Source organism: Pseudoalteromonas sp. SR43-3, from assembly GCF_014163875.1.
Lineage (GTDB): Bacteria > Pseudomonadota > Gammaproteobacteria > Enterobacterales > Alteromonadaceae > Pseudoalteromonas > Pseudoalteromonas distincta.
Genome location: NZ_JACJEC010000001.1, coordinates 293809 through 320613 on the forward strand (window position 1 = coordinate 293809; position 26805 = coordinate 320613).

Annotated in this window: 26 protein-coding genes; 9 read left to right on the forward strand and 17 right to left on the reverse strand. The window is 39.1% G+C overall.

Features of this window, described 5'->3' with window-relative positions; genetic code table 11:
- Position 1: 1 nt before the first annotated feature.
- On the reverse strand, positions 2-1639 hold the full coding sequence (gene pgm, locus H5088_RS01280) for a phosphoglucomutase (alpha-D-glucose-1,6-bisphosphate-dependent) (RefSeq protein ID WP_002962933.1): 1638 nt from the start codon (positions 1637-1639) through the stop codon (positions 2-4).
- Between the two features lie 9 nt (positions 1640-1648).
- Entirely contained in the window at positions 1649-2245 is a 597-nt protein-coding gene (gene seqA / locus H5088_RS01285) for a replication initiation negative regulator SeqA (protein ID WP_002962932.1), read from the reverse strand.
- Between the two features lie 220 nt (positions 2246-2465).
- On the opposite strand from seqA, the gene H5088_RS01290 reads away from it, so the two are divergent.
- From H5088_RS01290 to fur, 5 genes are all read left to right on the forward strand, one after another.
- Positions 2466-3233 (forward strand): alpha/beta fold hydrolase, encoded by a 768-nt coding sequence (locus H5088_RS01290; protein ID WP_182752032.1) that lies wholly within the window; start codon positions 2466-2468, stop codon positions 3231-3233.
- A gap of 95 nt (positions 3234-3328) precedes the next feature.
- On the forward strand, positions 3329-3550 hold the full coding sequence (locus H5088_RS01295; RefSeq protein WP_002962930.1) for a DUF2788 domain-containing protein: 222 nt from the start codon (positions 3329-3331) through the stop codon (positions 3548-3550).
- Between the two features lie 2 nt (positions 3551-3552).
- The gene (gene ybfE / locus H5088_RS01300) at positions 3553-3831 is read left to right on the forward strand and encodes a LexA regulated protein (protein ID WP_002962928.1); all 279 of its coding nucleotides are present in this window, start codon (positions 3553-3555) and stop codon (positions 3829-3831) included.
- A 14-nt stretch (positions 3832-3845) separates the two neighbouring features.
- Positions 3846-4373 carry a flavodoxin FldA gene (gene fldA / locus H5088_RS01305; protein ID WP_007586856.1) on the forward strand — a complete coding sequence of 176 codons (528 nt, stop codon included), beginning with the start codon at positions 3846-3848 and terminating at the stop codon, positions 4371-4373.
- 186 nt (positions 4374-4559) lie between these two features.
- Entirely contained in the window at positions 4560-5003 is a 444-nt protein-coding gene (fur, locus tag H5088_RS01310; protein WP_002962922.1) for a ferric iron uptake transcriptional regulator, read from the forward strand.
- Between the two features lie 273 nt (positions 5004-5276).
- On the opposite strand, the gene glnS is transcribed toward fur, so the two are convergent.
- A complete protein-coding gene (gene glnS, locus H5088_RS01315) occupies positions 5277-6935 on the reverse strand; it encodes a glutamine--tRNA ligase (RefSeq protein WP_182711204.1) in 1659 nt (552 codons plus the stop codon).
- A 218-nt stretch (positions 6936-7153) separates the two neighbouring features.
- On the opposite strand from glnS, the gene H5088_RS01320 reads away from it, so the two are divergent.
- Positions 7154-8224 (forward strand): DUF3083 family protein, encoded by a 1071-nt coding sequence (locus H5088_RS01320; RefSeq protein ID WP_182752033.1) that lies wholly within the window; start codon positions 7154-7156, stop codon positions 8222-8224.
- A 58-nt stretch (positions 8225-8282) separates the two neighbouring features.
- Here the strand turns inward: H5088_RS01320 and sucD are convergent, their stop codons facing one another.
- The 8 genes from sucD to sdhC all read right to left on the reverse strand — a co-directional run bounded on the left by sucD (position 8283) and on the right by sdhC (position 18146).
- Entirely contained in the window at positions 8283-9155 is an 873-nt protein-coding gene (gene sucD / locus H5088_RS01325; protein WP_002961811.1) for a succinate--CoA ligase subunit alpha, read from the reverse strand.
- Positions 9155-10321, reverse strand: coding sequence for an ADP-forming succinate--CoA ligase subunit beta (gene sucC / locus H5088_RS01330; protein ID WP_002961809.1), 1167 nt, complete (start codon positions 10319-10321; stop codon positions 9155-9157). The genes sucD and sucC overlap by 1 nt, the downstream gene beginning before the upstream one ends.
- Before the next feature lie 177 nt (positions 10322-10498).
- A complete protein-coding gene (gene odhB, locus H5088_RS01335) occupies positions 10499-12016 on the reverse strand; it encodes a 2-oxoglutarate dehydrogenase complex dihydrolipoyllysine-residue succinyltransferase (RefSeq protein WP_039487977.1) in 1518 nt (505 codons plus the stop codon).
- A gap of 3 nt (positions 12017-12019) precedes the next feature.
- Positions 12020-14839 carry a 2-oxoglutarate dehydrogenase E1 component gene (gene sucA / locus H5088_RS01340; RefSeq protein ID WP_033021680.1) on the reverse strand — a complete coding sequence of 940 codons (2820 nt, stop codon included), beginning with the start codon at positions 14837-14839 and terminating at the stop codon, positions 12020-12022.
- A 91-nt stretch (positions 14840-14930) separates the two neighbouring features.
- Positions 14931-15647 (reverse strand): succinate dehydrogenase iron-sulfur subunit, encoded by a 717-nt coding sequence (locus H5088_RS01345; RefSeq protein WP_002961804.1) that lies wholly within the window; start codon positions 15645-15647, stop codon positions 14931-14933.
- A 10-nt stretch (positions 15648-15657) separates the two neighbouring features.
- Entirely contained in the window at positions 15658-17430 is a 1773-nt protein-coding gene (sdhA, locus tag H5088_RS01350; protein ID WP_002961801.1) for a succinate dehydrogenase flavoprotein subunit, read from the reverse strand.
- Entirely contained in the window at positions 17431-17778 is a 348-nt protein-coding gene (gene sdhD, locus H5088_RS01355; protein ID WP_002961798.1) for a succinate dehydrogenase, hydrophobic membrane anchor protein, read from the reverse strand.
- The gene (gene sdhC / locus H5088_RS01360; RefSeq protein ID WP_122975019.1) at positions 17769-18146 is read right to left on the reverse strand and encodes a succinate dehydrogenase, cytochrome b556 subunit; all 378 of its coding nucleotides are present in this window, start codon (positions 18144-18146) and stop codon (positions 17769-17771) included. Before sdhC ends, sdhD begins: the two co-directional genes overlap by 10 nt.
- A 420-nt stretch (positions 18147-18566) precedes the next feature.
- Between sdhC and H5088_RS01365 the strand changes: the two genes are divergently transcribed.
- The 3 genes from H5088_RS01365 (at position 18567) to H5088_RS01375 (ending at position 21644) form a co-directional block, all read left to right on the forward strand.
- Positions 18567-19853 (forward strand): citrate synthase, encoded by a 1287-nt coding sequence (locus H5088_RS01365; protein ID WP_002961796.1) that lies wholly within the window; start codon positions 18567-18569, stop codon positions 19851-19853.
- Between the two features lie 114 nt (positions 19854-19967).
- Positions 19968-21194 carry a SufS family cysteine desulfurase gene (locus H5088_RS01370; RefSeq protein ID WP_182752034.1) on the forward strand — a complete coding sequence of 409 codons (1227 nt, stop codon included), beginning with the start codon at positions 19968-19970 and terminating at the stop codon, positions 21192-21194.
- A 33-nt stretch (positions 21195-21227) separates the two neighbouring features.
- Positions 21228-21644, forward strand: coding sequence for a SufE family protein (locus tag H5088_RS01375; RefSeq protein ID WP_182752035.1), 417 nt, complete (start codon positions 21228-21230; stop codon positions 21642-21644).
- Between the two features lie 6 nt (positions 21645-21650).
- Here the strand turns inward: H5088_RS01375 and tcdA are convergent, their stop codons facing one another.
- From tcdA to msbA, 6 genes are read right to left on the reverse strand one after another with little or no spacing between them, the layout of a single operon-like run.
- A complete protein-coding gene (gene tcdA / locus H5088_RS01380) occupies positions 21651-22448 on the reverse strand; it encodes a tRNA cyclic N6-threonylcarbamoyladenosine(37) synthase TcdA (RefSeq protein ID WP_182752036.1) in 798 nt (265 codons plus the stop codon).
- The gene (locus H5088_RS01385) at positions 22449-23129 is read right to left on the reverse strand and encodes a TIGR01621 family pseudouridine synthase (protein ID WP_182752037.1); all 681 of its coding nucleotides are present in this window, start codon (positions 23127-23129) and stop codon (positions 22449-22451) included.
- Positions 23126-23887 carry a 3-deoxy-manno-octulosonate cytidylyltransferase gene (gene kdsB / locus H5088_RS01390; RefSeq protein ID WP_002961791.1) on the reverse strand — a complete coding sequence of 254 codons (762 nt, stop codon included), beginning with the start codon at positions 23885-23887 and terminating at the stop codon, positions 23126-23128. The genes H5088_RS01385 and kdsB overlap by 4 nt, the downstream gene beginning before the upstream one ends.
- The gene (locus H5088_RS01395) at positions 23875-24072 is read right to left on the reverse strand and encodes a Trm112 family protein (RefSeq protein WP_002961789.1); all 198 of its coding nucleotides are present in this window, start codon (positions 24070-24072) and stop codon (positions 23875-23877) included. Before H5088_RS01395 ends, kdsB begins: the two co-directional genes overlap by 13 nt.
- Positions 24062-25042 carry a tetraacyldisaccharide 4'-kinase gene (lpxK, locus tag H5088_RS01400; RefSeq protein ID WP_182752038.1) on the reverse strand — a complete coding sequence of 327 codons (981 nt, stop codon included), beginning with the start codon at positions 25040-25042 and terminating at the stop codon, positions 24062-24064. The genes H5088_RS01395 and lpxK overlap by 11 nt, the downstream gene beginning before the upstream one ends.
- Positions 25039-26784 carry a lipid A export permease/ATP-binding protein MsbA gene (gene msbA, locus H5088_RS01405; RefSeq protein ID WP_182752039.1) on the reverse strand — a complete coding sequence of 582 codons (1746 nt, stop codon included), beginning with the start codon at positions 26782-26784 and terminating at the stop codon, positions 25039-25041. The genes lpxK and msbA overlap by 4 nt, the downstream gene beginning before the upstream one ends.
- Positions 26785-26805: the final 21 nt, after the last annotated feature.

Sequence of the window (26805 nt, forward strand, 5' to 3'; positions counted from 1 at the left end):
GTTAGCTGATCACAGAATCGACTAACTTTTTAGCTTCTTTTTCAAGTAACGCTAAATGCTCTTCACCTTTAAATGATTCAAGGTATATTTTATAAATATCTTCAGTACCTGATGGACGCGCTGCAAACCAGCCATTTTCAGTGACCACTTTTAAACCACCAATTGCCGCATCGTTACCTGGTGCATGAGTCAGTTTTTGCAAAATAGGTTCGCCAGCAAGTGTATCTGCTTTAACATCAGAAGCACTCAATGCTTTTAAACGTGACTTTTGGCCGCTTGAGGCCGGTGCATCAAGGCGTTTATAAATTGGAGAACCAAACTCTTGTTCTAGTTCTTTATAAAGCGCTGATGGAGTTTTACCTGTTACTGCAAGTATTTCTGCAGCAAGTAGTCCCATAATAAAGCCGTCTTTATCTGTACACCATACAGAGCCATCAAAACGTAAGAATGCAGCACCTGCGCTTTCTTCGCCACCAAAAGCAAGCTTGCCTTTGCTTAAGCCTTCAACAAACCATTTAAAGCCTACGGGTACTTCTTTTACTTTACGATTATTGCGCGCTGCTACTTTATCGATCATAGAGCTAGAAACCAGTGTTTTACCAATCTCTACTGTTTCATTCCAATCACGGTGTTTAAGTAAGTAATCAATTGCCACTGCTAAAAAGTGGTTTGGATTCATTAAACCATCTGGCGTTACAATACCGTGGCGATCGTAGTCAGGGTCGTTACCAATAGACACATCAAAATCATCTTTTAATGCAATAAGGTTCGCCATTGAATAAGGTGATGAACAATCCATACGAATTTTGCCGTCTTTATCAAGTGGCATAAAAGCAAAACGTGGGTCAACAACATCATTAACTACGGTTAAATCTAAATTATATTTTTTAGCAATAACAGGCCAAAAATTAATACCTGAACCACCTAGTGGATCAATACCAATTTTGATACCTGCATCGCTAATGGCTTTTAAATTAACGATATTTGCTAAATCATCAATATAAGGAGTCATTAAATCTTCGTAGCGGATAAAGCCTGAACGTGAAGCTTTAGCGAATGGGAATAACTCAACTTCAACCAAGTCTTCTAATAAAAGTTGATTTGCTCTGTCTTCAATCCATTTAGTAACGTCGGTATCAGCAGGTCCGCCATTAGGTGGGTTGTATTTAAAGCCACCATCTTCAGGAGGGTTATGCGAAGGCGTAACAACAATCCCGTCTGCAAGCTCATTTGGGTGTAGCTTGTTATGGCTAACTATGGCGTGGCTGATAACTGGCGTTGGTGTAAAGTCACCGTTTTCTTGCGTTATCACTTGCACTTCGTTAGCAACTAAAACTTCAATAGCTGAATTAAATGCAGCCTCACTCAGTGCGTGTGTATCTTTACCTAAAAATAACGGACCAAAAATATCATTTTGTTTTCTATAATCACAAATAGCCTGAGTAATCGCTAAAATGTGTGACTCGTTAAATTTAACATCGTAAGAACAACCACGGTGGCCTGATGTACCAAAAGCAACACAATGCTCTGGATTTTGTTCAAGATCAGGTTCGTTTAAGTAATACGCAGATACTAATTTAGGTACGTTAACCAGTGCTGATTGTGGAGCAGTTTTGCCTGCGCCTGAGTGAATAGCCATTATATTTCCTTACAGGTAATCGCGAATTTTTTCAGCTTGCTCTGCACTATATCCAAGGCAAAGAGCAACTTCATGAAGCATCATTTTTTTACGCGTTGTATTAGAATTTGTCATAACCCAATATTCACTATCAGTTATGTTTTTAGGGTTCATACTACTACCGCTATTTACTAAAGCTTCTTTACTAGTAGCAAAGTAAACACGGTCACGCCCTTTTATATCTAGTACAGCCGAAAAATCAGTTTTATGTGTGCGGTAAAATGCACTTAAAATAAACAAAAAGCGCCCAACAACACCCTTTTGCATTGCCAGCTCTTCTTTATTTAATACATTAAAAACATTATCGCTTTTTTGCTTCACGGGTGCGTGAGCTACAGGCGTTTGTTTTTTTGAAGTCTCAGCAGCAGGTAGCTCTGAGCTTTTTAATGTGGCGGTAGACGTAGTCGCAGTTTGATTATTTTGAGTTAGTTCTACGTTTGCGGTTTGAATTTTTTCGCCGCTCAGATTTAATAAACGACGTAAAATAGTGGATGCACTTTCACCAATACTTTGCGTATTGCTTGCAATATACTGATATAACTCGTCGTCTATGTCGATTTGTTTCATGTTCTTCCTGTCATTACGGGTCACATTTTTTTCTCCCGTGTGATTATACCCAAACCAATCAGAAATGCGAGTTACAACAAGCACTCCCGTAAACATATTAATATTTACTAGATTGTTGTTGATTTAACAAACAAAAGCCCAATTTAATAAATAGTCGCTGTATTTTTTGCTTTTTAGAGCAATGCTCGGCAAACTATGGCGAAATTTTCAGGAGGCGTGTATGCAGTTAAATTACAAGCAACAAGGGCAAGGCCCTAATGTTATTTTGATCCACGGACTTTTTGGATCATTAGAAAACCTAAATGTAATCGCAAAACCATTAAGTGAACACTTTAATGTTATTAACGTTGATTTACGCAACCACGGGCTTTCTCCTCATAGTGATGAAATGAACTACCCTGCAATGGCTCAAGATATTGTTGGGTTATTAGCACATTTAAACATAGATAAAGCTCATTTAGTTGGTCACTCTATGGGTGGGAAAGTCGCAATGGAATTAGCACTAACACACCCTGAACTGGTAAATAAATTGGTTGTACTTGATATCGCACCTGTTAGTTACCCTGCTCGCCACACAAAAATATTACAAGCATTAAAAGCAGTTTCAACGCAGTCAATAGACGATAGAAAGCAAGCTGATGCAATTATGCAGCCTTATATTGAAGAGCTGGGGGTTCGACAGTTTTTACTTAAAAGCCTCGCTAAAAATGAAGAAGGTCATTTTGCATGGCGATTTAACCTAAATGTGCTTGACGAAAAATATTCGACAATCACGTCCAATGTTAATGAAAACAATTCTTGTTTATGCGATACTCTTTTCATCAAAGGTAATGATTCTGACTATATATTGCCCGAGCATCGTACTGCAATTACAGCACGCTTTAAAAACACCAAGGCTAAAATTATTCATGGCGCAGGTCATTGGCTTCATGCTCAAAAGCCTCTTGCTGTTAATAAAGCGATAAATGACTTTTTAACTGCGGTTTAAAGCAATTTTAATCGCGTGTTTTTAATTCAGCGCACTAAATATATGAATATTTATATGCTATAGTACGCGCCGTTTAATTTAAAGGTTATACGTTGATGGTCAGTCAGTTAATTAACGAATTTGATACCCTAGGGTTGTATTTTGGCTTAGCCGGTATTTTCATATTCATCGGCATGGCAATTAAAGACGTACTAAAAAGTGGCAATGTGCCAAAGTTCGGACAATACATTGTTTGGGGCGTGCTCTTTTTAGGTTGTTCAGGCTTTATTGCTAAAGGGCTTATTCAAGTATTTTGGCAAGGCGCAGGTGTAGGTTAAGCATGGCGAAGTCAGAAACAGATAGAACTACACTCGATTTATTTGAATACGAAAAACGCCCAGGCAGACCTAAAACCAATCCCCTTTCTCGGGATATGCAGTTAAAGGTAAATAAACGTAATCAAATAAAAAGAGATAAAGCACGTGGTTTAAAGCGTGTTGAATTTAAAGTTTCATCGCAGTTATATCAAGCATTGAGTGATATGGCAGATGCACAAAATATTAGCCGCAGTGCGCTGATTGAAACGATTTTACAAGAAAGATTGGCTATTGATACATAAAAGGTTTTAAATCCATGGCAAGTGTAGGCATTTTTTTCGGAAGTGACACAGGTAACACAGAACACGTAGCAAAAATGATCCAAAAAGAATTGGGTAAAAAGCTAGTGGCTGTTCATGATATTGCAAAAAGCTCTAAAGAAGAGATTGCTGAATTTGATTTAATCTTATTCGGTATCCCTACTTGGTACTACGGTGAAGCTCAATGTGACTGGGATGACTTTTTCCCAGAACTTGAGGAAGTAGACTTTGAAGGTAAACTTGTTGCTATTTTTGGTTGTGGTGACCAAGAAGATTACGCTGAGTACTTTTTAGATGCAATGGGCATGATCAACGATATTGTTACTGAACGTGGCGCTATTGTTGTGGGCCATTGGCCAAGTGAAAGCTATGACTTTGAAGCGTCTAAAGGTATGGCTGATGATAAGCACTTTGTAGGTTTGGGTATCGACGAAGACCGTCAACCAGAGCTTACAGAACAACGTGTTAAAGCATGGTCTGCTCAAGTATATGAAGAAATGTGTTTAAGTGAATTAGCTGACTAATTTACTGCATATATCGCTAGCTGTTTAAATAATTATCAAACAGTTAGCGTTTTAAGCTTTAGTGGCAATATATATCAATTGTTCTTTGCACTTAACGCTTAGGCACGTTATCCTGTTTGTTGCTAATGTGTCGTGTACATCTTTGCAAGATGTCTAGTATAACCAAATAAAATTGAGACAGATTTAATGACTGATCATAACTTGGAACTTAAAAAAGCCGGTTTAAAAGTAACTTTACCGCGTATTAAAATATTAGAGATTTTACAATCTCCAGATAACCAACACATCAGTGCTGAAGATGTTTACAAAATTCTTTTGGATCTAGGTGAAGAAATTGGTCTTGCAACTGTATACCGCGTACTTAACCAATTTGATGATGCGGGTATTGTAAGCCGTCATCACTTTGAAGGCGGAAAATCAGTATTTGAACTTTCTGGAAGCACTCACCACGATCATTTAGTATGTTTGAAATGTGGCAAAGTAGTAGAGTTTGAAGATGACATGATTGAGCGTCGTCAACTAGAAATTGCTGAAGAAAATGGTATTACTCTTACAAACCATTCTTTGTATTTATACGGTGAGTGTAATGATAAAGCAGCGTGTAAAGAATTTAGCGACGCTAACAGCTAATACCGCTTTTATTAACAATAAAAAAACCTGCTAAGTGCAGGTTTTTTTGTGCCTAAAAGACGATAATATTGAATATACCCAGTAAATCCTGGGTATATTTTAAGTATTATACCAATCCGCAATAATACTTAATCATTTCGCGGGGCTAAACGTGTCGCTACCTGCGTTAAAAAATGCTCATTTAGAACAACTAAATAGCGAATTTTTTGCCTAGCTATCAACACGTTTTTCCAGCCTCAAAATAGATCACTTAATTAAGCGAATTGGTATTACTTATTGAGTTTTAGACCATGAATCGCGAAGACCCACTGTTTGATTAAATACAACGTTCTCTGATTTAGAATCACGAGAGAAATAACCTGTACGCTCAAATTGAAAGCCCTGCTCTGCTTGTGAATTAGCAAGCGATGGTTCTAATTTAGCATTAGGTAAAACAACCAGTGACTCCGGGTTTAGCGTAGTTTCAAACTCCTCTGCAGCTGCTGGATTTGGTACGCTAAACAAGCGGTCGTATAAACGAACTTCTGCAGTAATAGACTCTGGTGCTGAAACCCAATGAATAACACCTTTTACTTTACGACCATCACTTGGGTTTTTACCAAGTGTTTCGCTGTCGTAAGTACAGAAGATAGTTGTGATTTCGCCATTTTCGTCTTTTTCAACACGCTGCGCTTTAATAACATAAGCACCACGTAAGCGTACTTCTTTATCAAGTACTAGACGTTTGAATTTGTTATTCGCTTCTTCTTTAAAGTCTTCTCGTTCAATATAGATTTCACGAGTAAATGGAACATCACGACGCCCCATTTCTTCTTTATTTGGGTGATTAGCCACTGATAAAGTTTCAACTTTATCTGCATCGTAGTTTTCAATAACGATTTTAACAGGATCGAGTACAGCCATTGCACGTGGTGCATTTTCGTTTAAGTCTTCACGGATACAGGCTTCAAGCATGCCCATTTCAACCATATTCTCTTGTTTTGTTACACCAATACGCAAACAAAATTCACGGATTGAACCTGGTGTATAACCACGACGACGTAAACCTGCAATAGTAGGCATACGAGGGTCATCCCACCCTTCTACATAGTTATTTACTACTAGATCATTTAGCTTACGCTTTGACATAATAGTGTATTCAAGATTTAAGCGCGAAAACTCAATTTGCTGGGGGTGACACTCTAAACTAATGTTATCAAGTACCCAGTCGTATAAACGACGGTTATCTTGAAACTCTAATGTACATAATGAATGTGTAATACCTTCAAGCGCATCAGAAATACAATGAGTGAAGTCATACATTGGGTAAATGCACCACTTGTCAGCTGTTTGATGATGATGAGCAAAACGTACACGGTAAATAATTGGATCGCGAAGCACCATAAATGAGCTTGCCATATCAATTTTAGCACGCAGTACACATTCACCTTCTTTGAATTCGCCAGCGCGCATTTTCTCAAATAACGCTAGGTTTTCTTCAACTGAAGTATCTCTATAAGGACTGTTTTTACCTGGCTCTTTTAATGTACCACGGTACTGTCGTGCTTCGTCTGCAGTTAAAAAACAAACGTACGCTAAGCCTTTTTCAATAAGCTCTACTGCGTAACCATATAAAGTATCAAAATAGTTAGAAGAATACTTTATGTCGCCATCCCAATTAAAGCCTAACCACTGTACATCCTCTTTAATAGAGTTAACGTAGTTAATGTCTTCTTTTTCAGGGTTTGTATCGTCAAAACGTAGGTTACATAAACCGTTGTAGTCTTTTGCGATACCAAAATTCAAACAAATTGATTTGGCATGGCCAATATGTAAAAAACCATTTGGTTCAGGTGGAAAACGTGTATGCGTTGTCGCATGTTTGCCACTTGCTAAGTCTTCATCAATTCGGGTTCTAATAAAGTTACTTGGGCGATTCTCAATTTCCGCCATAGGAGTGTGATCCTCTAAATATTACGTAATAACAAAACTAATGCATTATTACAAAAACATACACTAACATACAGCAATAGATTAAGGTTTATTTTAGATATTGATTAACTTTAATCCACTTGTTCAATTGTTTATGAATAAAATTTGTTTTAACGCAACATTTAGGTCATCAAAGCCAATTATAGTAGCTAAATAACCTACTTTATAAGGATTCTAAGATGGCGACACTTAATCAACACCGTGTATATATTCCAACTAATGCACGCGCTAACCACTATTTATTGGCTGAAATAATACCTAATGAAGCATTTTATAATAGCTTTAGCACTATAAACTGTTGCTACGAGCGTATTGCGCGTCAATTATTTGCATGTTGTGATGAGTATGAACTGCATAATGTACATTTATTAGCAAACGATAAACTACCGGTTGTACGCTTTCATGATGAGTCATATCAACTAGAAACCGACAAGCAGATGTTGTTTTTTTATAATCCTCGTTATCACGAAGCACATAAAATTTATTACTCATCAAATATAAAAAGTAAGAAAATACGTTTCTTGTTTTTAGCCACGGGTGAAGACTTACGTGCAAACTCAGCTTTGTTTCACAATAGAGTACAAAAAGTATTGACCCTTTTACAAGAACAGTTATTTATAAATCAGCCCCAATTTAAACTTCGCGATCACCAACATCTAACTTACGATTTATTTGCTAAAGATAAGGGAAATAAAGAGAGTTATGGATATAAACTCAGAAGCCTCTACCCTCGCTATCAATCAAGGCAATGTAATATTCCTAGTGACTATGCTGAAATGACTTACGCAACATTTACCATTGCGGTTTCTCGGGCCATCAAAACACAGTTTCAAACAATGGTGAACAATAACGATGTGGAAAAGTTTTATGATTACTTTGCAGATAGTTTTAAACGCGCATGTGAACAAAACAAACTAACACACGGTGCAATGGTAGCTAATGGCGCAATACCCATTGTCCGAAACAGTAAAATAGATAAAAATGAAGGTAATACAGAGTTACAAAAGTTGAGTTTTGATGTTGAATCAAATGAAAATCAAATTAAGTATTTTTATGAAGCAACAAAATTAGTAGAAACACTACATTTTGTTATTGTCGCAACGCAGCAGGATAAACATGAAATTGGTTATGGCCGCTTTATGAACCAAGTAGAGAAAACAATTCATGCATTATGTAACGAGCTGGCCATAAATAAGCAACGACAAGATTTGTCTGTACGCTTTTTTCAGCATATTAGTTATCCGTTCTAAATTTACCTCAATAACAAAAAGGCCCGCATAAGCGGGCCTTTTCAGAGGAAACAAGCAATTACCAGCCTGTTTTCTCTTTAAGTGCTTTACCGATTTCAGCAAGTGAACGTACAGTTTTTACGCCCGCAGCTTCTAATGCAGCAAATTTCTCATCAGCAGTACCTTTACCGCCTGCGATGATTGCGCCAGCGTGACCCATACGCTTACCTTCTGGTGCAGTAACACCAGCAATGTAAGATACTACAGGTTTAGTTACGTTAGCTTTGATGTACTCTGCAGCTTCTTCTTCTGCAGTACCACCAATTTCACCAATCATTACGATTGCTTCAGTTTGTGGATCTTTTTCGAACATTTCTAGAACGTCGATAAAGTTAGTACCTGGGATTGGATCACCACCAATACCAACACACGTAGACTGACCAAAACCAGCATCAGTAGTTTGCTTAACCGCTTCGTACGTTAAAGTACCAGAGCGAGAAACAATACCTACTTTACCAGGTTTGTGGATGTGACCAGGCATGATACCAATCTTAGTCTCACCAGGAGTAATAACACCTGGACAGTTAGGACCGATCATACGAGTACCTGTTTGATCTAGTTTAACTTTAACGTCAACCATATCAAGCGTAGGGATACCTTCAGTGATACAAACAATCAGCTCGATGCCAGCATCGATAGCTTCTAAGATTGCATCTTTACAGAAAGGAGCTGGTACGTAGATAACTGAAGCAGTTGCGCCAGTTTCTTGAACAGCATCACGAACTGTGTTGAATACAGGAAGACCAAGGTGCGTTTGACCGCCTTTACCTGGGCTTACACCACCAACCATTTGTGTACCGTACTCAAGCGCTTGCTCTGAGTGGAAAGTACCTTGGCCACCAGTGAAACCTTGACAGATAACTTTTGTATCTTTATTGATTAATACAGACATTATTTGCCCTCCGCAGCAGCAACAACTTTCTCAGCAGCGTCTGTTAGTGATTCAGCAGCAATGATATCTAGACCTGAGTTCTTAAGAACTTCACGACCTAATTCAGCATTAGTACCTTCTAAACGTACAACTACAGGTACATTTACGCCAACTTCTTTAACTGCGCCAATGATACCTTCAGCAATCATGTCACAACGTACAATACCGCCAAAGATGTTTACTAAAACAGCTTTAACATTATCGTCAGAAAGGATGATTTTGAATGCTTCAGAAACACGTTCTTTAGTCGCGCCGCCGCCAACATCTAGGAAGTTAGCCGGTTTGCCGCCGTGTAGGTTTACGATGTCCATAGTACCCATTGCTAGGCCTGCACCGTTAACCATACAACCAACATTGCCATCTAGCGCAACGTAGTTAAGCTCGAAGCTTGCTGCGTGTGCTTCACGTGCATCTTCTTGAGATGGATCGTGGAACTCACGGATTTTAGGTTGACGGTAAAGTGCATTACCATCAATACCGATTTTTCCGTCAAGACAGTGAAGGTTACCTTCGTCTGTAATTACTAACGGGTTGATCTCAAGTAGTGCGAAATCAAAATCAGTAAACATGTTACCAAGACCCATAAAGATCTTAACAAACTGCTTCATTTGTACTGGGTTAAGACCCAATTTAAAGCCTAGCTCACGTGCTTGGTAAGCTTGAGGACCCACTAATGGATCAATTTCAGCTTTGTGGATAAGCTCTGGTGTTTCTTCTGCAACAGTTTCAATTTCAACGCCGCCTTCAGTAGACGCCATGAAAACTACTTTGCGAGATGCACGGTCAACTACTGCACCTAGGTACAATTCGTTAGCAATGTCAGTACAGCTTTCAACTAAAATTTTAGCTACTGGCTGACCTTTCTCGTCTGTTTGGTAAGTAACTAGGTTTTTACCCAACCAGTTAGCTGCAAACGCTTTTACTTCGTCGATAGTTTTTACTAGCTTTACACCGCCAGCTTTACCACGTCCACCTGCGTGAACCTGAGTTTTAACAACCCACATATCACCGCCGATTTTTTCAGCAGCTGCTGCAGCTTCTTCAGGTGTATCGCAAGCGAAACCCTGAGAAACTGGTAAACCATATTCGGCAAAAAGTTGTTTTGCCTGATACTCATGCAAATTCATGATGCTTTATCCAATTTTTTATACTAAAAGAGCTGAATATTTTTTCAAATAAACAACTATCCCAAATTGCGCACCTAGTATAGATCCCAAGGCTTAACATGAAAACCCCAGTAAGACCAAAGGCGCAAAAAAAAAGCTGTGAATGTTCATTCACAGCTTACATTTCATACAACTAGATTAAACATCTAGCAATAAGCGAGTTGGATCTTCAAGTAACTCTTTAATAGTCACTAAGAAACCAACTGATTCTTTACCATCAATGATACGGTGGTCATAAGAAAGAGCTAAATACATCATAGGAAGTATTTCTACTTTACCATTTACAGCCATCGGACGGTCTTGGATTTTATGCATACCCAAAATTGAAGACTGTGGCAAGTTAATGATAGGTGTAGATAGTAATGAACCAAATACGCCGCCATTAGTAATAGTGAAATTACCACCGGTCATATCTGCAAGCGTTAGCTTACCATCACGACCTTTAAGTGCTAATTCACGAATACCCTTTTCGATTTCAGCAACAGATAGTTTGTCACAATCTTTAAGTACTGGAGTAACTAGACCACGTGGAGTAGATACTGCAATGCTGATATCAAAATAGTTATGGTAAACAATATCGTCACCATCAATTGATGCATTAACATCTGGGAAGCGTTTAAGTGCTTCAGTTACCGCTTTCACGTAGAAAGACATGAAACCTAAACGAATACCATGACGCTTTTCAAATACTTCTTGGTACTGCTTACGAAGGCTCATGATTGGTTCCATGTTCACTTCGTTGAATGTTGTTAACATTGCAGTTGAATTTTTAGCTTCAAGAAGACGTGTAGCAATCGTTTTACGCAGGCGAGTCATAGGAACACGTTTTTGAGTACGATCGCCCATCGGTGCTGCAGGAGCAGAAGCTTCTGCTTTTTTAGCCGCTGGCGCTGGTGCTTTTAAGAACGTATCAACGTCTTCTTTAGTTACGCGGCCATTTTTACCCGTGCCGTTAATTTTAGAAGCGTCTAAGCCTTTCTCAGCAATTAAACGACGAACTGATGGTGTTAACACATCTGAACTTTCGCTAGAATCTGCTGCTGGCGTTTCGTCTGCTTTTGCAGCTGGAGCCGCTGGTGCACCGCCTGCTTTAACCGAACCAATTACTTGCTCGCCTAGTACAGTATCGCCTTCGTTGTGAATGATATCACCCATGATGCCATCTTCTTGAGCTACTACTTCAAGAACAACTTTATCTGTTTCAATATCTACCAAGTTTTGGTCGCGTGTTACTGCGTCACCCGGTTGTACATGCCATGTAGCAATTGTTGCGTCTGCAACTGATTCTGGAAGTACAGGTACTTTAATGTCCACTTCTTTACCTTCTGATGCTGGTGCTGATTGCGCCGCTGGCGCGTCTTCTGATTTAGCTGGTGCTGATTCTTCTTTAGATGAACCTTCACTTGCTGGCGCTGCATCAGCATCACCAAGTAAACCCATAACTTGATCGCCAAGTACGGTTGCACCTTCTTCTTGTGATATTTCTGTAATTACACCGTCATGCTGTGCAACAACTTCTAAAACCACTTTATCTGTTTCAATGTCTACTAAGTTTTGATCGCGAGTTACTTTGTCGCCAACACTTACATGCCATGTAGCAACGGTAGCATCTGCAACCGACTCAGGAAGAACAGGAACTTTAATTTCTGTGCTCATTGCTTATCCTTTATTTTCTATAGTAAGCGCGTCGGCAACGAGCGCTTGTTGTTCTTTAGTATGTACTGACATGTAACCACACGCTGGTGATGCAGACGCTTTACGTCCTGCATATTTTAATTTAGCACCTTGTGGGATTGCATCAATAAAGTGATGTTGTGAACAGTACCATGCACCTTGGTTTTGTGGCTCTTCTTGACACCATACAAAATCAGTTACGTGTTGGTAACGCTCCATAATTGTTTGCATTTCGTCATGTGGGAACGGATATAACTGCTCAACACGAACAATAGCAATATTATCTTGCTCTAGCTTACGACGCTCTTGTAATAGTTCGTAATAAACTTTACCACTACAAAATACAACGCGTTCAACTTTCTCAGGGTTAATATCATCAACTTCGTCGATCATATTATGGAAAACACCATGCGATAGCTCTTCAAGCGATGAAGTTGCAAGAGGATGACGAAGCAACGACTTAGGCGTCATAACAATCAACGGACGACGTAGCGGTCGAACTGATTGACGACGAAGCATAGCGTAAACTTGTGCAGGAGTAGATGGAACACATACTTGCATGTTGTGATCAGCACATAGTTGTAGGAAACGCTCTAAGCGAGCTGAACTATGCTCTGGACCTTGTCCTTCATAGCCATGTGGTAACAAAATTGTAAGACCACATAAACGGCCCCATTTTTGCTCACCAGAACTTAGGAATTGGTCAAATACAACTTGTGCACCGTTGGCGAAATCACCAAACTGTGCTTCCCAAAGTACTAATGAAGTAGGCTCTGCAGTTGCATAACCGTATTCAAAAGCAACAACAGCTTCTTCAGATAAAACAGAGTCAAATACTTCAAAAGTACCTTGATCTTCGCTTAAGTGCTGTAGAGGTGTATAAGTAGCGCCGTCTGATTGACTGTGAACAACAGCATGACGATGGAAGAATGTACCACGCCCTGAATCCTGACCAGTTAAACGAATGTCAGTGCCTTCAGTTGCAATTGTTGCATAAGCAAGTGTTTCTGCCATACCCCAATCTAGAGGTTTCTCACCAGAAGCCATTAATTTACGATCATCGTAAATCTTTTTAACGCGTGACTGTGCTTTATATTGCTCTGGGTAAGAAGCGATTTTCTCACCGAGTGCTTTGAGCTCTTCAACAGGTACGCTAGCATCGTAATCAACATCCCATTCATGGCCAACATACTTTGCCCAATCTGAAGAATGCGATGTCTCTGGTTGTATTTCTGAAACAACACAGTTGCCTTCGTCTAATGCATTACGGTACTCATCAGCAAGTGCTTTTATTTCTTGTTCAGAAAAAGAGCCTTCAGCTATAAGTTGATCTGCGTAAATTAAACGTGGAACTGGGTGCTTTTTAATTTTTTGGTACATAACAGGCTGAGTTGCATTAGGCTCATCAGCTTCATTGTGACCATGGCGACGGTAACATACTAAATCGATTACTACGTCACGTTTAAACTGGTTTCTGAAATCAAGTGCAATTTGAGTAACAAATGCAACTGCTTCAGGGTCATCAGAGTTAACATGGAAGATAGGTGACTGAACCATTTTAGCAATGTCAGTACAGTAATCTGTAGAGCGTACATCGTCTTGTTTTGATGTAGTAAAACCAACTTGGTTATTTACAACAATACGAATACTACCACCACAACTAAACGCGTTAGTTTGTGATAAGTTAAACGTTTCTTGTACAACACCTTGGCCTGTAACCGCAGAATCACCATGAATTGTAATTGGTAAAGCTTTAATACCAGAACTGTCACCTAAGCGATCAAGACGAGCACGTACTGAGCCCATAACAACTGGATTTACAATTTCAAGATGAGACGGGTTAAACGCAAGCGCCATATGAACATTGCCACCTTTAGTAGCAAAGTCAGATGAATAACCCATGTGGTATTTAACATCGCCAGAACTTAATGTTTCTTTATGTTTACCAGCAAACTCATCAAATAATTCTGATGGATTTTTACCAAGTACATTTACAAGAACATTTAAACGACCACGGTGAGCCATACCAATAACAGCTTCTTGTTGGCCGCTTTCACCTGCGCGGTGAATAAGCTCTTTTAACATTGGAACTAGCGCATCGCCACCTTCAAGTGAGAAACGCTTAGCACCTGGGAACTTAGCCCCTAAATATTTTTCAAGTCCGTCAGCAGCAGTTAATCCTTTTAGGATACGCAGCTTTTCATCTTTTTCGAATTTTGGCCTAGACTGGACAGATTCTAAACGCTGTTGTAACCAACGCTTTTCCTCTGTTGATGTGATGTGCATATACTCAGCGCCAATTGAACCACAATATGTAGTTTTTAGTGCTTGGTATAGTTCACCTAAAGGCATAGTATCGCGGCCTACGGCAAACGATCCTACGTTAAACTCGCGGTCAAAATCACTTGAAGATAAGTCGTGGTACTCTAGCTCTAAATCTCGTACACGCTCTCGTTGCCAAATACCTAATGGATCTAGGTTTGCATTTTGGTGTCCACGAAAACGGAAAGCATTAATAAGTTGTAGAACTTTAACCTGTTTAAGGTCTCCGCCACTACCCTCTGCTACCACTACTTCTCTATGCTTGTTTTTTGCAAGCTGTGCAAACTGCGTTCGAACTTCTGAATGTTTTACTTCAACATCCACACCATCAACTTTAGGTAATTGTTCGAACACTTCTCGCCATTCATCTGGCACAGAAGTCGCATCGTCTAAATACGCTTCATAAAGCTCTTCTACATAAGCAACGTTGCCGCCGTTTAAATGTGAAGATTCTAGCCATGCCTTCATCACACCTTCGTGCATTTATAAGCCCTTTTCTTTAGCGCAGAAATTAATAGTTATCATAACAAGATGGCTAATAATCTGTATTAGCCACCTTACGTTTACTAAGTAATCAAACCGCTCGGTTTAATAACATAGATTTGATTTGCCCAATTGCTTTAGTCGGGTTAAGACCCTTAGGACAAACGCTAACACAGTTCATGATACTGTGGCAACGGAACACACTGAACGCATCGTCTAAATCCGCTAAACGTTCTTCAGTTGCTGTATCTCGGCTATCAGCTAAGAAACGGTAAGCATGAAGAAGGCCTGCTGGACCAATGAACTTGTCTGGATTCCACCAGAACGAAGGACACGATGTCGAACAACATGCACACAAAATACACTCATATAGCCCATCTAATTTATCACGTTCTTCAATAGATTGAAGACGCTCGCCTGCTGCAGGCTGATCATTAATTAAATAAGGTTTAACTTTTTCGTACTGAGTGTAGAACTGACTCATGTCAATAACAAGGTCACGAACCACAGGTAAGCCTGGTAATGGACGTACTACAATTTTACCTTTGCCATTTTTTTGTAGCGTAGATAAAGGAGTAATACATGCTAAACCATTTTTACCATTCATGTTAACACCATCAGATCCACACACACCTTCACGGCATGAACGACGAAAAGATAGTGTAGGATCTTGTTCTTTTAAAAGAATAAGTGCATCTAACACCATCATGTCGTGACCTTCCTCTGTTTGCAAGGTGTATTCTTGCATACGAGGAGCGTTGTCAACATCTGGATTATAACGATAAACTGAAAATTGTACTTGTGCCATCGTCTATCTCCTAGTAAACACGTGCTTTAGGTGGGAAAGCTTCACGCGTTTTAGGCGCATAGTTTACATCACGCTTACTCATTTCATCCGTTACAGGATTGAATACTGAGTGACATAACCAGTTTTCGTCATCACGATCTGGGTAGTCAAAGCGAGAATGTGCACCACGGCTTTCTGTACGGAAGTTTGCAGCTACTGCAGTTGAGTAAGCTGTTTCCATTAAGTTATCTAGTTCAAGACATTCGATACGCTGCGTATTGAAGTCTGATGATTTATCATCAAGACGAGCATGTTGAAGACGTTCACGAATTTCTTTAAGTTCTTGAAGACCTGAAGCCATTGAATCGCCTTCACGGAATACCGAGAAGTTAAGCTGCATACATTGTTGTAGGTCTTTTTTGATTTGAACTGGATCTTCACCTTGGCCAGCCGTTGAATTTTCCCAACGGTTGTAACGTGCAAGAGACGCTTCTAAATCTGATTCTGAAGCCGCTTTTGATACTTCAACATCTTTAAGGTATTTACCTAAGAAGTTACCAGCAGCACGGCCAAATACAACTAAATCTAGTAATGAGTTACCACCTAGGCGGTTTGCACCGTGTACAGATACACATGCAATCTCACCAACAGCAAATAAACCTTCAACTACTTTTTCGTTGCCTTGAGCATCGATTTGTAGTGCTTGTCCATTTACGTTAGTAGGAACACCACCCATCATATAATGACAAGTAGGAATTACTGGAATTGGCTCTTTAGCTGGATCAACGTGAGCGAAAGTTTTAGCTAGGTCACATACGCCAGGAAGACGTAGGTTAAGCGTTTCTTCACCTAAATGGTCAAGTTTCAGCTTGATATGAGGACCCCAAGGACCATCACAACCACGACCTTCACGGATTTCAGTCATCATTGAACGCGCAACAACATCGCGAGACGCTAAGTCTTTTGCATTTGGTGCGTAACGTTCCATGAAGCGCTCGCCATCTTTATTTAAAAGATAACCGCCTTCACCACGACAACCTTCAGTTACTAGCGTACCAGCACCTGCAATACCCGTTGGGTGGAACTGCCACATTTCCATGTCTTGCATAGAAATACCAGCGCGTGTTGCCATACCCACACCGTCACCGGTGTTAATGTGAGCATTTGTTGTTGATGCGAATATACGACCAGCACCACCAGTGGCTAATACAACTGCTTTAGATTTGAAGAAAGTGATTTCACCTGTTTCAATCTCAATTGCTGTACACCCTACTACATCGCCATTGTCGTTTTTAACTAAGTCAAGTGCATACCACTCAGAGAATACATTTGTTTTGTTTTTAACGTTTTGTTGATATAGAAGATGAAGTAAAGCATGACCAGTACGGTCAGCTGCAGCAGCAGTACGTGCGGCTTGTTCACCACCAAAGTTTTTCGATTGACCACCGAAAGGACGTTGGTAAACACGGCCATTTTCAAAACGAGAAAATGGTAGTCCCATGTTTTCTAATTCAGTAATAGCTTCTGGGCCAGTTTGACACATGTATTCAATAGCGTCTTGGTCACCGATAAAATCGGAACCCTTAACGGTATCGTACATATGCCATTCCCAGTTGTCTTCGTGTGAATTACCAAGCGCTACTGTAATACCACCTTGAGCAGATACAGTGTGTGAGCGCGTTGGAAATACTTTAGATATTAATGCACACGTTTTGCCAGATTCTGTAATTGCTAAAGCAGCGCGCATACCAGCACCACCTGCACCAATTACTACGGCGTCAAATTCACGAACAGAATATTTCACTTAAACACCCCATAATACGATTAGACCAATAGCTACGTAAGCAACGGCCATTAGGTTTAAAACAAAACCTAAAACAGCACGCAACTTCGAACACTTAACATAGTCTGTAAGAACTTGCCAAAGGCCAATGCGGGTATGAACCATAATGCAAATAAGGGTAATTAAAGTAAACCCTTTCATTGCTAGGTTAGAGAAGAGGCCTGTCCAGGCTTCGAAAGTGACTTCTGGCGTCGCTAAAAAATAGCCGATAATAAAAATCGCGTACGCGCTGATTATTAATGCCGTGGTACGTAAAGATACGAAATCTTGTACACCATCACGTTTTAGAGTTGCTTGATTTAAAACCATATCCACACCCCTGCCAATACGGCAAACACAACACCAAGAGCCATTGATACTTTAGCGCTGAGGTTACCTGATTCAAGTTCTTCCCAATGTCCCATATCCATAATCATATGACGGATGCCACCAATAAGGTGATAACCTAATACAGAAACAGTGCCCCAAGCTATAAATTTGGCAATGAATCCGTTAAACAGACCCTTGACGAATTCAAAACCTTCAGCTGAAGAGAGAGACTCAGACCAAGCCCAAATGACAAACGTTAAAGCAAAAAACAATGCAACACCGGTGACGCGGTGAAAAATTGAAGCTTTAGCCGTTGCCGGCATAGATATAGTTGTTAGATCTAGATTTACAGGTCTTTGCTTTTTCACAGTTACTTGCCCATCTTTGCTCACAGTGGAGCTCATCTACTTGTTTTTCTAAAAACCCACCAAATATTACTGATGGAACTATCAGAATAAACGTATCAAAATAGTTAAAGTTCACAAAACAGTAAATTTTAAGCTGTTAAGAATATGTTTACCCAAATACAATACGGTTTAAAACCACCGTTAGTATATATACCCACAGGACTTTTTACAATTCTTGTTTATTTAGAGATGTTTGCGAATTAGCCAATAGTATTATATTTAATTAATACCGAATATTTATTATACATATATGCATAATGTTTATAAAAATTGACTTTAACCCCCTCTTTCACGTTAAAATGCGAAGATGTGCTTAAAACATATTTCAGAACTTTAAAATCTAAAAATCAGAATAGATATCTTAATAGGAGATACATAGCGATGGCAGATAAAAAAGCCACAGTCCATATTGATGGACTAGATCCAATCGAACTTCCAATTTATCAAGGCACTGCTGGCCAAGATGTAATCGACGTACGTACGTTAGGTTCACATGGTCACTTTACTTATGACCCAGGTTTCATGTCGACTGGTTCTTGTGAATCTGCAATCACCTATATTGATGGTGGTAAAGGTGTACTACTTCACCGTGGTTACCCAATTGAGCAATTAGCTGAAGATTCTAACTATATTGAGCTTTGCTACTTACTTTTAAATGGTGAGTTACCTTCTAAAGAACAATATGAAGTTTTTAAGAATGAAATCACTACAAGCACTATGCTTGACGAGAAGATTGCTAACTTTTTCCAAGGTTTCCGCTTTGACGCTCACCCAATGGCAATGCTTTGTGGCGTAGTGGGTGCATTATCATCTTTTTATCATGAAGACCTTGATATTACTGATGCAGAACAACGTAAAACAAGTGCAGTTAAGCTAGTTGCTAAGTTACCAACTATTGCTGCAATGGCCTATAAAACAAACATCGGCCAACCGTTTGTATACCCACGTAACGATTTAAGCTACGCAGAAAACTTCTTACACATGATGTTCTCTGTACCTGCTGAAGAATATAAAGTTAACCCTGTAACTGCTAAAGCTATGGATAAAATCTTTATGCTTCATGCAGATCATGAGCAAAATGCATCGACTTCAACAGTTCGTCTTGCTGGTTCATCAGGTGCTAACCCGTATGCATGTATTGCAGCTGGTATTGCTTCTTTATGGGGACCTGCTCACGGCGGCGCTAACGAAGCATGTTTAAACATGTTAGAAGAGATTGGCTCTGTGGACCGTATTGATGAATACGTTGCTAAAGCTAAAGACAAAGCTGACCCATTCCGCCTTATGGGCTTTGGTCACCGCGTTTACAAAAACTTCGACCCACGTGCTACAGTAATGCGTCAAACGTGTCATGAAGTTTTAGCTGAGCTAAATATCCAAGATCCACTTCTTGATATTGCTATGAAGCTTGAGCAAATTGCCCTTGAAGACCCGTACTTTGTAGAGAAGAAACTATACCCTAACGTAGATTTCTACTCTGGTATTATCTTAAAAGCGATTGGTATTCCAACAAGCATGTTCACTGTAATTTTTGCAATGGCACGTACTGTTGGTTGGATCACTCACTGGGATGAGATGCTATCTCAACCTGGTCATAAGATCAGCCGTCCTCGCCAAATGTATACTGGTTACACTCAACGTGACTACGTATCAACTGACAAGCGTTAATTAGCGCTGGTTAGTTTAAAAGGCCGCATTTTGCGGCCTTTTTTATTAACAGCACTTGAGAATTATCATAAACCGATTACAATCCCTGCCTTAAAAACACTATGTAGATGAGCTATGCCTACTTTAAAGTTTGATATAAATAAAATTAGAAAAGACTTCCCGACATTAAATCAAACAATAAACGGCTGCCCGCTTGTTTATTTAGACTCAGCAGCAACCTCACAAAAGCCTCAATCAGTTATAGATACAATTACTGAGTTTTATACGTCTCAAAATGCAAATGTACACCGTGGACGCCATACACTTAGCGAGCAAGCCACTTATTCTTATGAACAAGTCCGGGATAAAACTGCAAGGTTTTTTAATGTCTTAAGTAAAGAGATTGTATGGACTAAAGGTGCTACAGAAGCCATAAATTTGGTCGCTAACGGCTTAAAAAAGCGTTTAGATGAAAGTCATACCATAATAATATCTCCGCTTGAGCATCACGCAAACATAGTGCCTTGGCAACTAGTAAGCCAACAGACGGGAGCTAAATTAGTCTCTCTGCCGCTAAATAATAACGGCACGCTAAACACCCAACAATGCTGTGAATTTATAAAAGAAACAAAACCTGCCTTATTAGCTATTACACAAGCATCGAACACACTGGGTAATATCACTGATTTAAAGCCACTAATTGTAGCTGCAAAAGAGGTGAATTCGCTTGTTTTAGTGGACGGAGCCCAAGGTGCACTGCATTTAAAACCCGATTTACGTGAATTAAACTGTGACTTTTATGTTTGCTCAAGCCATAAAATGCTCGGTCCAACAGGCTTAGGTGTACTTTATGGCCAATATGAAGAGCTAAATACGCTAGATATTTACCAATCCGGCGGTGAAATGATCGATAAAGTTTACTTAACTCATAGCACTTATCGCCCTGCGCCTGCAAAATTTGAAACTGGCACACCAAATATTTCTGGAGTTTTAGGCTTTGGTGCCGCATTAGACTATTTAAATGAATTAGATCACGTGCAAATACAGCAATATGAACAAGAATTGTTTAGTTACGCGGCACAAAAATTGGTAAAGGTGGATGGCATTACCATATTCAGCAACCTATCTGACAATATTGGTACACTCTGTTTTAATTTTAAAGATGAACATCCTTATGATTTGGCAACTTTACTTGACGGATATGGGGTTGCAGTCAGAAGTGGACACCATTGTACGCAACCATTAATGACACATTTAGGGCTTAATGGAACGTTAAGAGCGAGTTTTTCTTTTTATAATACCTACAAAGATGTAGATATATTCATTGATTCACTTAAAAAATGTATCGCTTTATTAGATTGAACGCCAGTTTAATAGAATTAATTAGGATAACTCATGACAAATACGTTTAAAAAAGTCACAGAATCTATAAAAAATGCGAGCGCTTGGCAGCAAAAATATCGTGAGATAATGCTTTTAGGAAAAACGTTACCGGCTTTAGCTGATGTTTTGAAAACTGATGATGCACTTGTACCAGGCTGTGAAAGCAAAGTATGGATGTTCGTTGAATTTGACTTAACCGAAAATACACTTGTTGTAATAGGTGACTCTGATACTCGTATAGTAAAAGGATTATTAGCCATTATTTTAGCGCTTTACAACGGGCTTACACCAGAACAGGTAGTGAATAAAAATGCGTATGAAGAATTTGAAAAGCTCGGCCTTATAAGCCACTTAAGCGCATCACGTGGTAATGGTATTAAAGCCATGGTTGATAAGATACAAACCATGGCACAACACAAGCTTAGTTAACGAAAACTAAGCTTGTGAGCGTTGTTTTTTATCTAGATATTTACGCACCGATTTTGCAGCAACAAAAAAACCAAAGCTTCCTGTGATCATAGTCACAGAGCCAAAACCATTATTACAGTCCATATTCATTGTGCCATCAGCACTTTGCTTAGCATGACATACGCTGCCATCGCTTCCTGGGTAAACCAATTGCTCTGTTGAGTAAACACAATCAATATTAAACTTACGTTTAGGATTATTACTAAAATTATATTGCTTGCGCAAAATATAGCGCACCTTTGCAAGTAATGGGTCTTGCGTAGTTTTAGCTACATCACCAAAGGTTATTTGGCTAGGATCTGTTTGCCCGCCAGCACCACCAGTTGTAATTATAGGTAGTTTATTACGTTTACAGTGAGCAATTAATGCTGCTTTTTCTTTAACTGCATCAATACAATCTATTACATAATCAAAACCTTGAATATGCTCTTGAATATTATCAAGCGTAATAAAGTCATCTATTACATGAACTTGGCACTGTGGATTAATGAGCTCGCAGCGCGCTTTCATTGCATCGACTTTAGCTTGACCAATAGTGCCCGTTAACGCGTGAATTTGTCTATTTACGTTAGTGGCGCAAATATCATCCAAATCTATAAGTGTTATTTTACCAACACCAGTACGTGCAAGTGCTTCTGCTGTCCAGCTTCCTACACCACCAATCCCTACTACACAAAAATGTGCTTCTTGAAGCCAATCAAACTGTTGATGACCATATAAACGTTTAATACCACCAAAACGTATATCTGTAACTTTTTCGCTCATTTACCAATCCAGTTGCCATGGCGATTGCCATGTTTGAAAATCTTGATGTTTAATTAACGCCAAATACTCATCACCATTATCGGGTAATAAAGTTAGCTGTATTTGTTCACTTTGCCAAAAAAAGCTCAATGCATATGCATGTAAATAGGTACGATTTGATGGTGTACCTGAATACATTGCATCGCCTAAAATAGCTGCGCCCACACTTTTTAGTGCCACTCTTAGTTGATGTGTTTTGCCAGAGTAAGGTTTTAAAATATACCCTCTAAACCCTGGCTTATAACTCAGAGAATAGAATCGGGTGATTGCAGGGTTAAGTGTACTCGTTAGTAACTTAAACGAGCCACGGCGAGACTTAGCCATATCGCCTTTTATCCACCCCTGCTTCTTTTTTGGTTTAGCATCACTAATCGCTAAATAAAATTTAGCAATCGCATGCTCAGTAAACATAACAGTAAAGGCGGCTGCAGCGGCTTTGTTTCGCGCTAAAATAATCAGCCCTGATGTCACTTTATCTAAACGATGAACGGCATAAAGCTTTTGCGATAATTGTTGTTCGGCTAAAACAACAAAGCCGGGTCCCTCTTCAGAATGAAAATTAAGACCCGCTGGCTTTTCTAAAATATAAAAGTCGTTATGTGTATGAACAACTTTTAATATCTTACTTACTTGCTCACTCACACGTTTTTACTTTTAATATGCGCTATCACTTTAGCTAAGTCATCAGGCGTATCTACACCTGCATGAGGGGCTATTTGAGCTTGTTCTATTTTAATTTTATAACCGTGATACAAAACACGTAACTGCTCAAGTGATTCAAGTAATTCTAATGGTGATACACTCAGCTCTATGTATTGTTTAATAAAACCCGCTCTGTACGCATAAATACCTACATGGCGTTGAAACGGGGCTAAATTAAGGGCAGTGCTATCACCCATCATCGTATTTCTATCAAACGGTATACTTGCACGAGAGAAATACAGGGCATTTTTATTTATATCGCTAACCACTTTAACGGCATTAGGATTAAATACTTCATCACGTTCTTCAATAGCAACACTTAACGTTGCCATTGGTGCTGTTGAATCACTTAATAGTGCAGCAACTTGAGATACGTTTTCTGGTGCAAGTAATGGCTCATCGCCTTGTACATTAACCACAATTGTATTGCTATCAAGTTTAAGCAAATCAACCACTTCAGCTAATCGTTCAGTACCCGACTGGTGATCTTCACGCGTCATTACTACATCATTAGTAAACATACTTACTGCATCAAATACTTTTTGATGATCGGTTGCTATAACTACTTTACTAGCACCTGATAAACATGCTTTTTCGTAAACGTGTTGAACCATTGGCTTGCCACAAATATCAGCAAGCGGTTTACCTGGTAGTCGGGTCGATGCAAAACGAGCAGGAATTACAACTACGAATTCCACTTTTCAACCTCTTCTAAAGATAACTCACGAGCTTCATTTTCAAGTAATACTGGAATATCGTCTTGAACAGGATAAGCAAGCTTAGCTGCTGTGCTAATTAGTTCGTTGTTTTCTCTGTCAAAGCGTAATTTTCCCTTACAAACAGGGCACGCAATTATCTCGAGTAATTTTGTATCAAAGGCCATTGAGTATTCCTTTTTCTTTTAATATTGAATTTAATGTGTTTATTACGCTATCGGTAGGTTGTGCATCTACTGGTAAATAATACCAATTAGGCTTTGCAAAGGACTTACATTTAACGGCATCTTTTTCGGTCATTATAATGCAATCATCACCAAATTGGGCAAAATCATCTACTTTAAAAGCATAATGATCTCTAAAATGATGAGTCGATAATAACGTAATATCTTGTGCTTCTAATGAGTTTTCAAACCGTTTAGGGTTCCCAATTGCACTTATTGCATGTGCTTCACTTACGTTACTTTTTGCATAATCGCTTGAGTTAACTAAGCGAAGATTACTTACTTGTAATGTGTAGCTATTATTAGCCTCACCACCATTTTCAATTACTATATCGACACTTTGCAAACGTTTAGTTGTTTCACGAAGTGGCCCTGCTGGCATAACAAAGCCATTACCAAAACGACGCTCATTATCAACAATACAACACTCAATGCTACGAGGCATTTTATAATGCTGCATTCCATCATCAGAAATAATAACATCGAGTGTATAATTATTTTCTAATAAATCGATATTGTGTTGTCTATTAGGCCCAACCGCTATTGGGCACTTTAAACGATGGTATAAAAGTACGGGCTCATCTCCAGCCTGCTGAGCATCTACAAGCTCAGTAACTAACAGTGGGTAATTTTTTGATTGCCCACCATATCCTCTACTAATAATTCCCACTGATAAACCTTGCTGTGTTAAATGACCATACAGCCACAAAACAAAAGGCGTTTTACCATTACCGCCAACACTTATATTGCCAACTACAATTACAGGCGTTTTGCACTCAAAAGGTTTAAGTATTTTAGCGCTGTATAAGTATTTTCGAAATGACGATACAACCCAAAAAAAAGCACTTAATGGTAATAACAGCAAAGTAATTAGACCAAATGGTTTATACCAGCTTTGTTCTATTTTACTCACGTCTGATCACCAAACTGCATTTTGCAAAGGGCTGAATAAGTACCGTCATTTGCTAATAAGCTATTGTGATCGCCACTTTCTATTACACAACCGTTATCAATAACATAGATTCGGTCACTGTTTTCGATAGTAGATAAGCGATGCGCAATAACAATTGAGGTTTTATCTTTCATTAGCATTTCTAATGCTTGCTGAATAAGCTTTTCAGATTCGGTATCAAGTGCTGATGTTGCCTCGTCTAAAATCAAAATAGGTGCGTCTTTTAATATTGCCCGTGCTATCGCTATACGCTGGCGTTGACCGCCGGAGAGCATTACACCATTTTCACCTACCATGGTGTTTAATTGCTCTGGCAGGTCTTTAACAAACTCCCAAACATGCGCTTGTTTAGCAACTTGCTCTAATTCTTCCTCAGACACATCATGCTTTATGCCATAACAAATATTGTTAGCAATCGTATCGTTAAATAACACGACCTGCTGAGACACTAAAGCAAATTGGCGACGCAAATCTGTTAATTTATAATCCTGCAGGGCTATACCATCAAGTAATATTTCACTCGGTAACTCTAAGTCATAGTAGCGTGGTAATAAATTAGAAATTGTTGATTTACCCGAGCCTGAGCGCCCAACTAAGGCAATACTTTCACCCGCTTTAATCGTTAGCGACAAATCGTTTAATACGGCTTCATCTTTTGTTGGGTACTTAAAGGTTACATTTTTAACTTCAATTACCCCTTTAACTTTATCGACTGAAACGGTGCCAGTATCTTTTTCCATTTCTTCATCTAACACTAAAAAAATACTTTGTGCAGCAGAGATACCACGTTGCATATCACTATTAACATTGGCGAGTTGTTTTAGTGGGCGCAATAGCATCATCATTGAGGCAATTAATGCCATGAAGTCACCTGAGGTAATCGTATCAATCATTGATGGAAGAGATACAGCCCATAAAATAACAGCCATAGCACTTGCTGCTAATATTTGAATAATTGATACACTTAAAGCTTTTGTCGCATCCATTTTAATGCGCTGCTGGCGGTTATGATTATTAATCTTTGAGAAATGGTTTATTTCTTGGTCTTGTCCGCCAAATCCATGAATAACTTTATGTCCGCTAAGCATCTGTTCAGAGCTACGTGTAACCTGCCCCATAGCTGATTGGATACTTTTAGAAATATGGCGAAAACGTTTCGATACAACCGCTACAATAATGGCAACGAGAGGGATGATGACTAAAAATATAAGTGAGAGCTTCCAACTGGTATAAAACATTACACCAAGTAAAAAGACAACAAAGGCTCCTTCACGTACAACAATAAGTAACGCTTTAGTAATTGCTTGTTGAACTTGCTCTGTGTCAAAAGTGATTTTTGAAATTAAATCGCCTGTTGAGTTTTTGTCATGAAAAGAAACGGGTAAATGCAATATGTGCTCAAATAACTCTTGGCGTAAAGAGCGTACAACTTGAGAGCCCACATAACTTAAACAGTACGAAGACATAAAGTTAAAAACACCACGCCCTAGTACTAACGCGATAACTACAAAAGGAGCGTACTTTAAAACTTCTGTATTTCGTTGGTTTAAACCTTGATCAATAAACGGCTTCATTAATTGAATGAATAAAGCATCCATTGCTGAATAGCCTATCATCCCAACAATTGCGATAAAAGCGACGCTTTTGTATGCGCCAACATACGAAACAAGACGTTTATAAATTTGTGCAGTACTTTGATCCATAACACTCTCTAAATACAGTAA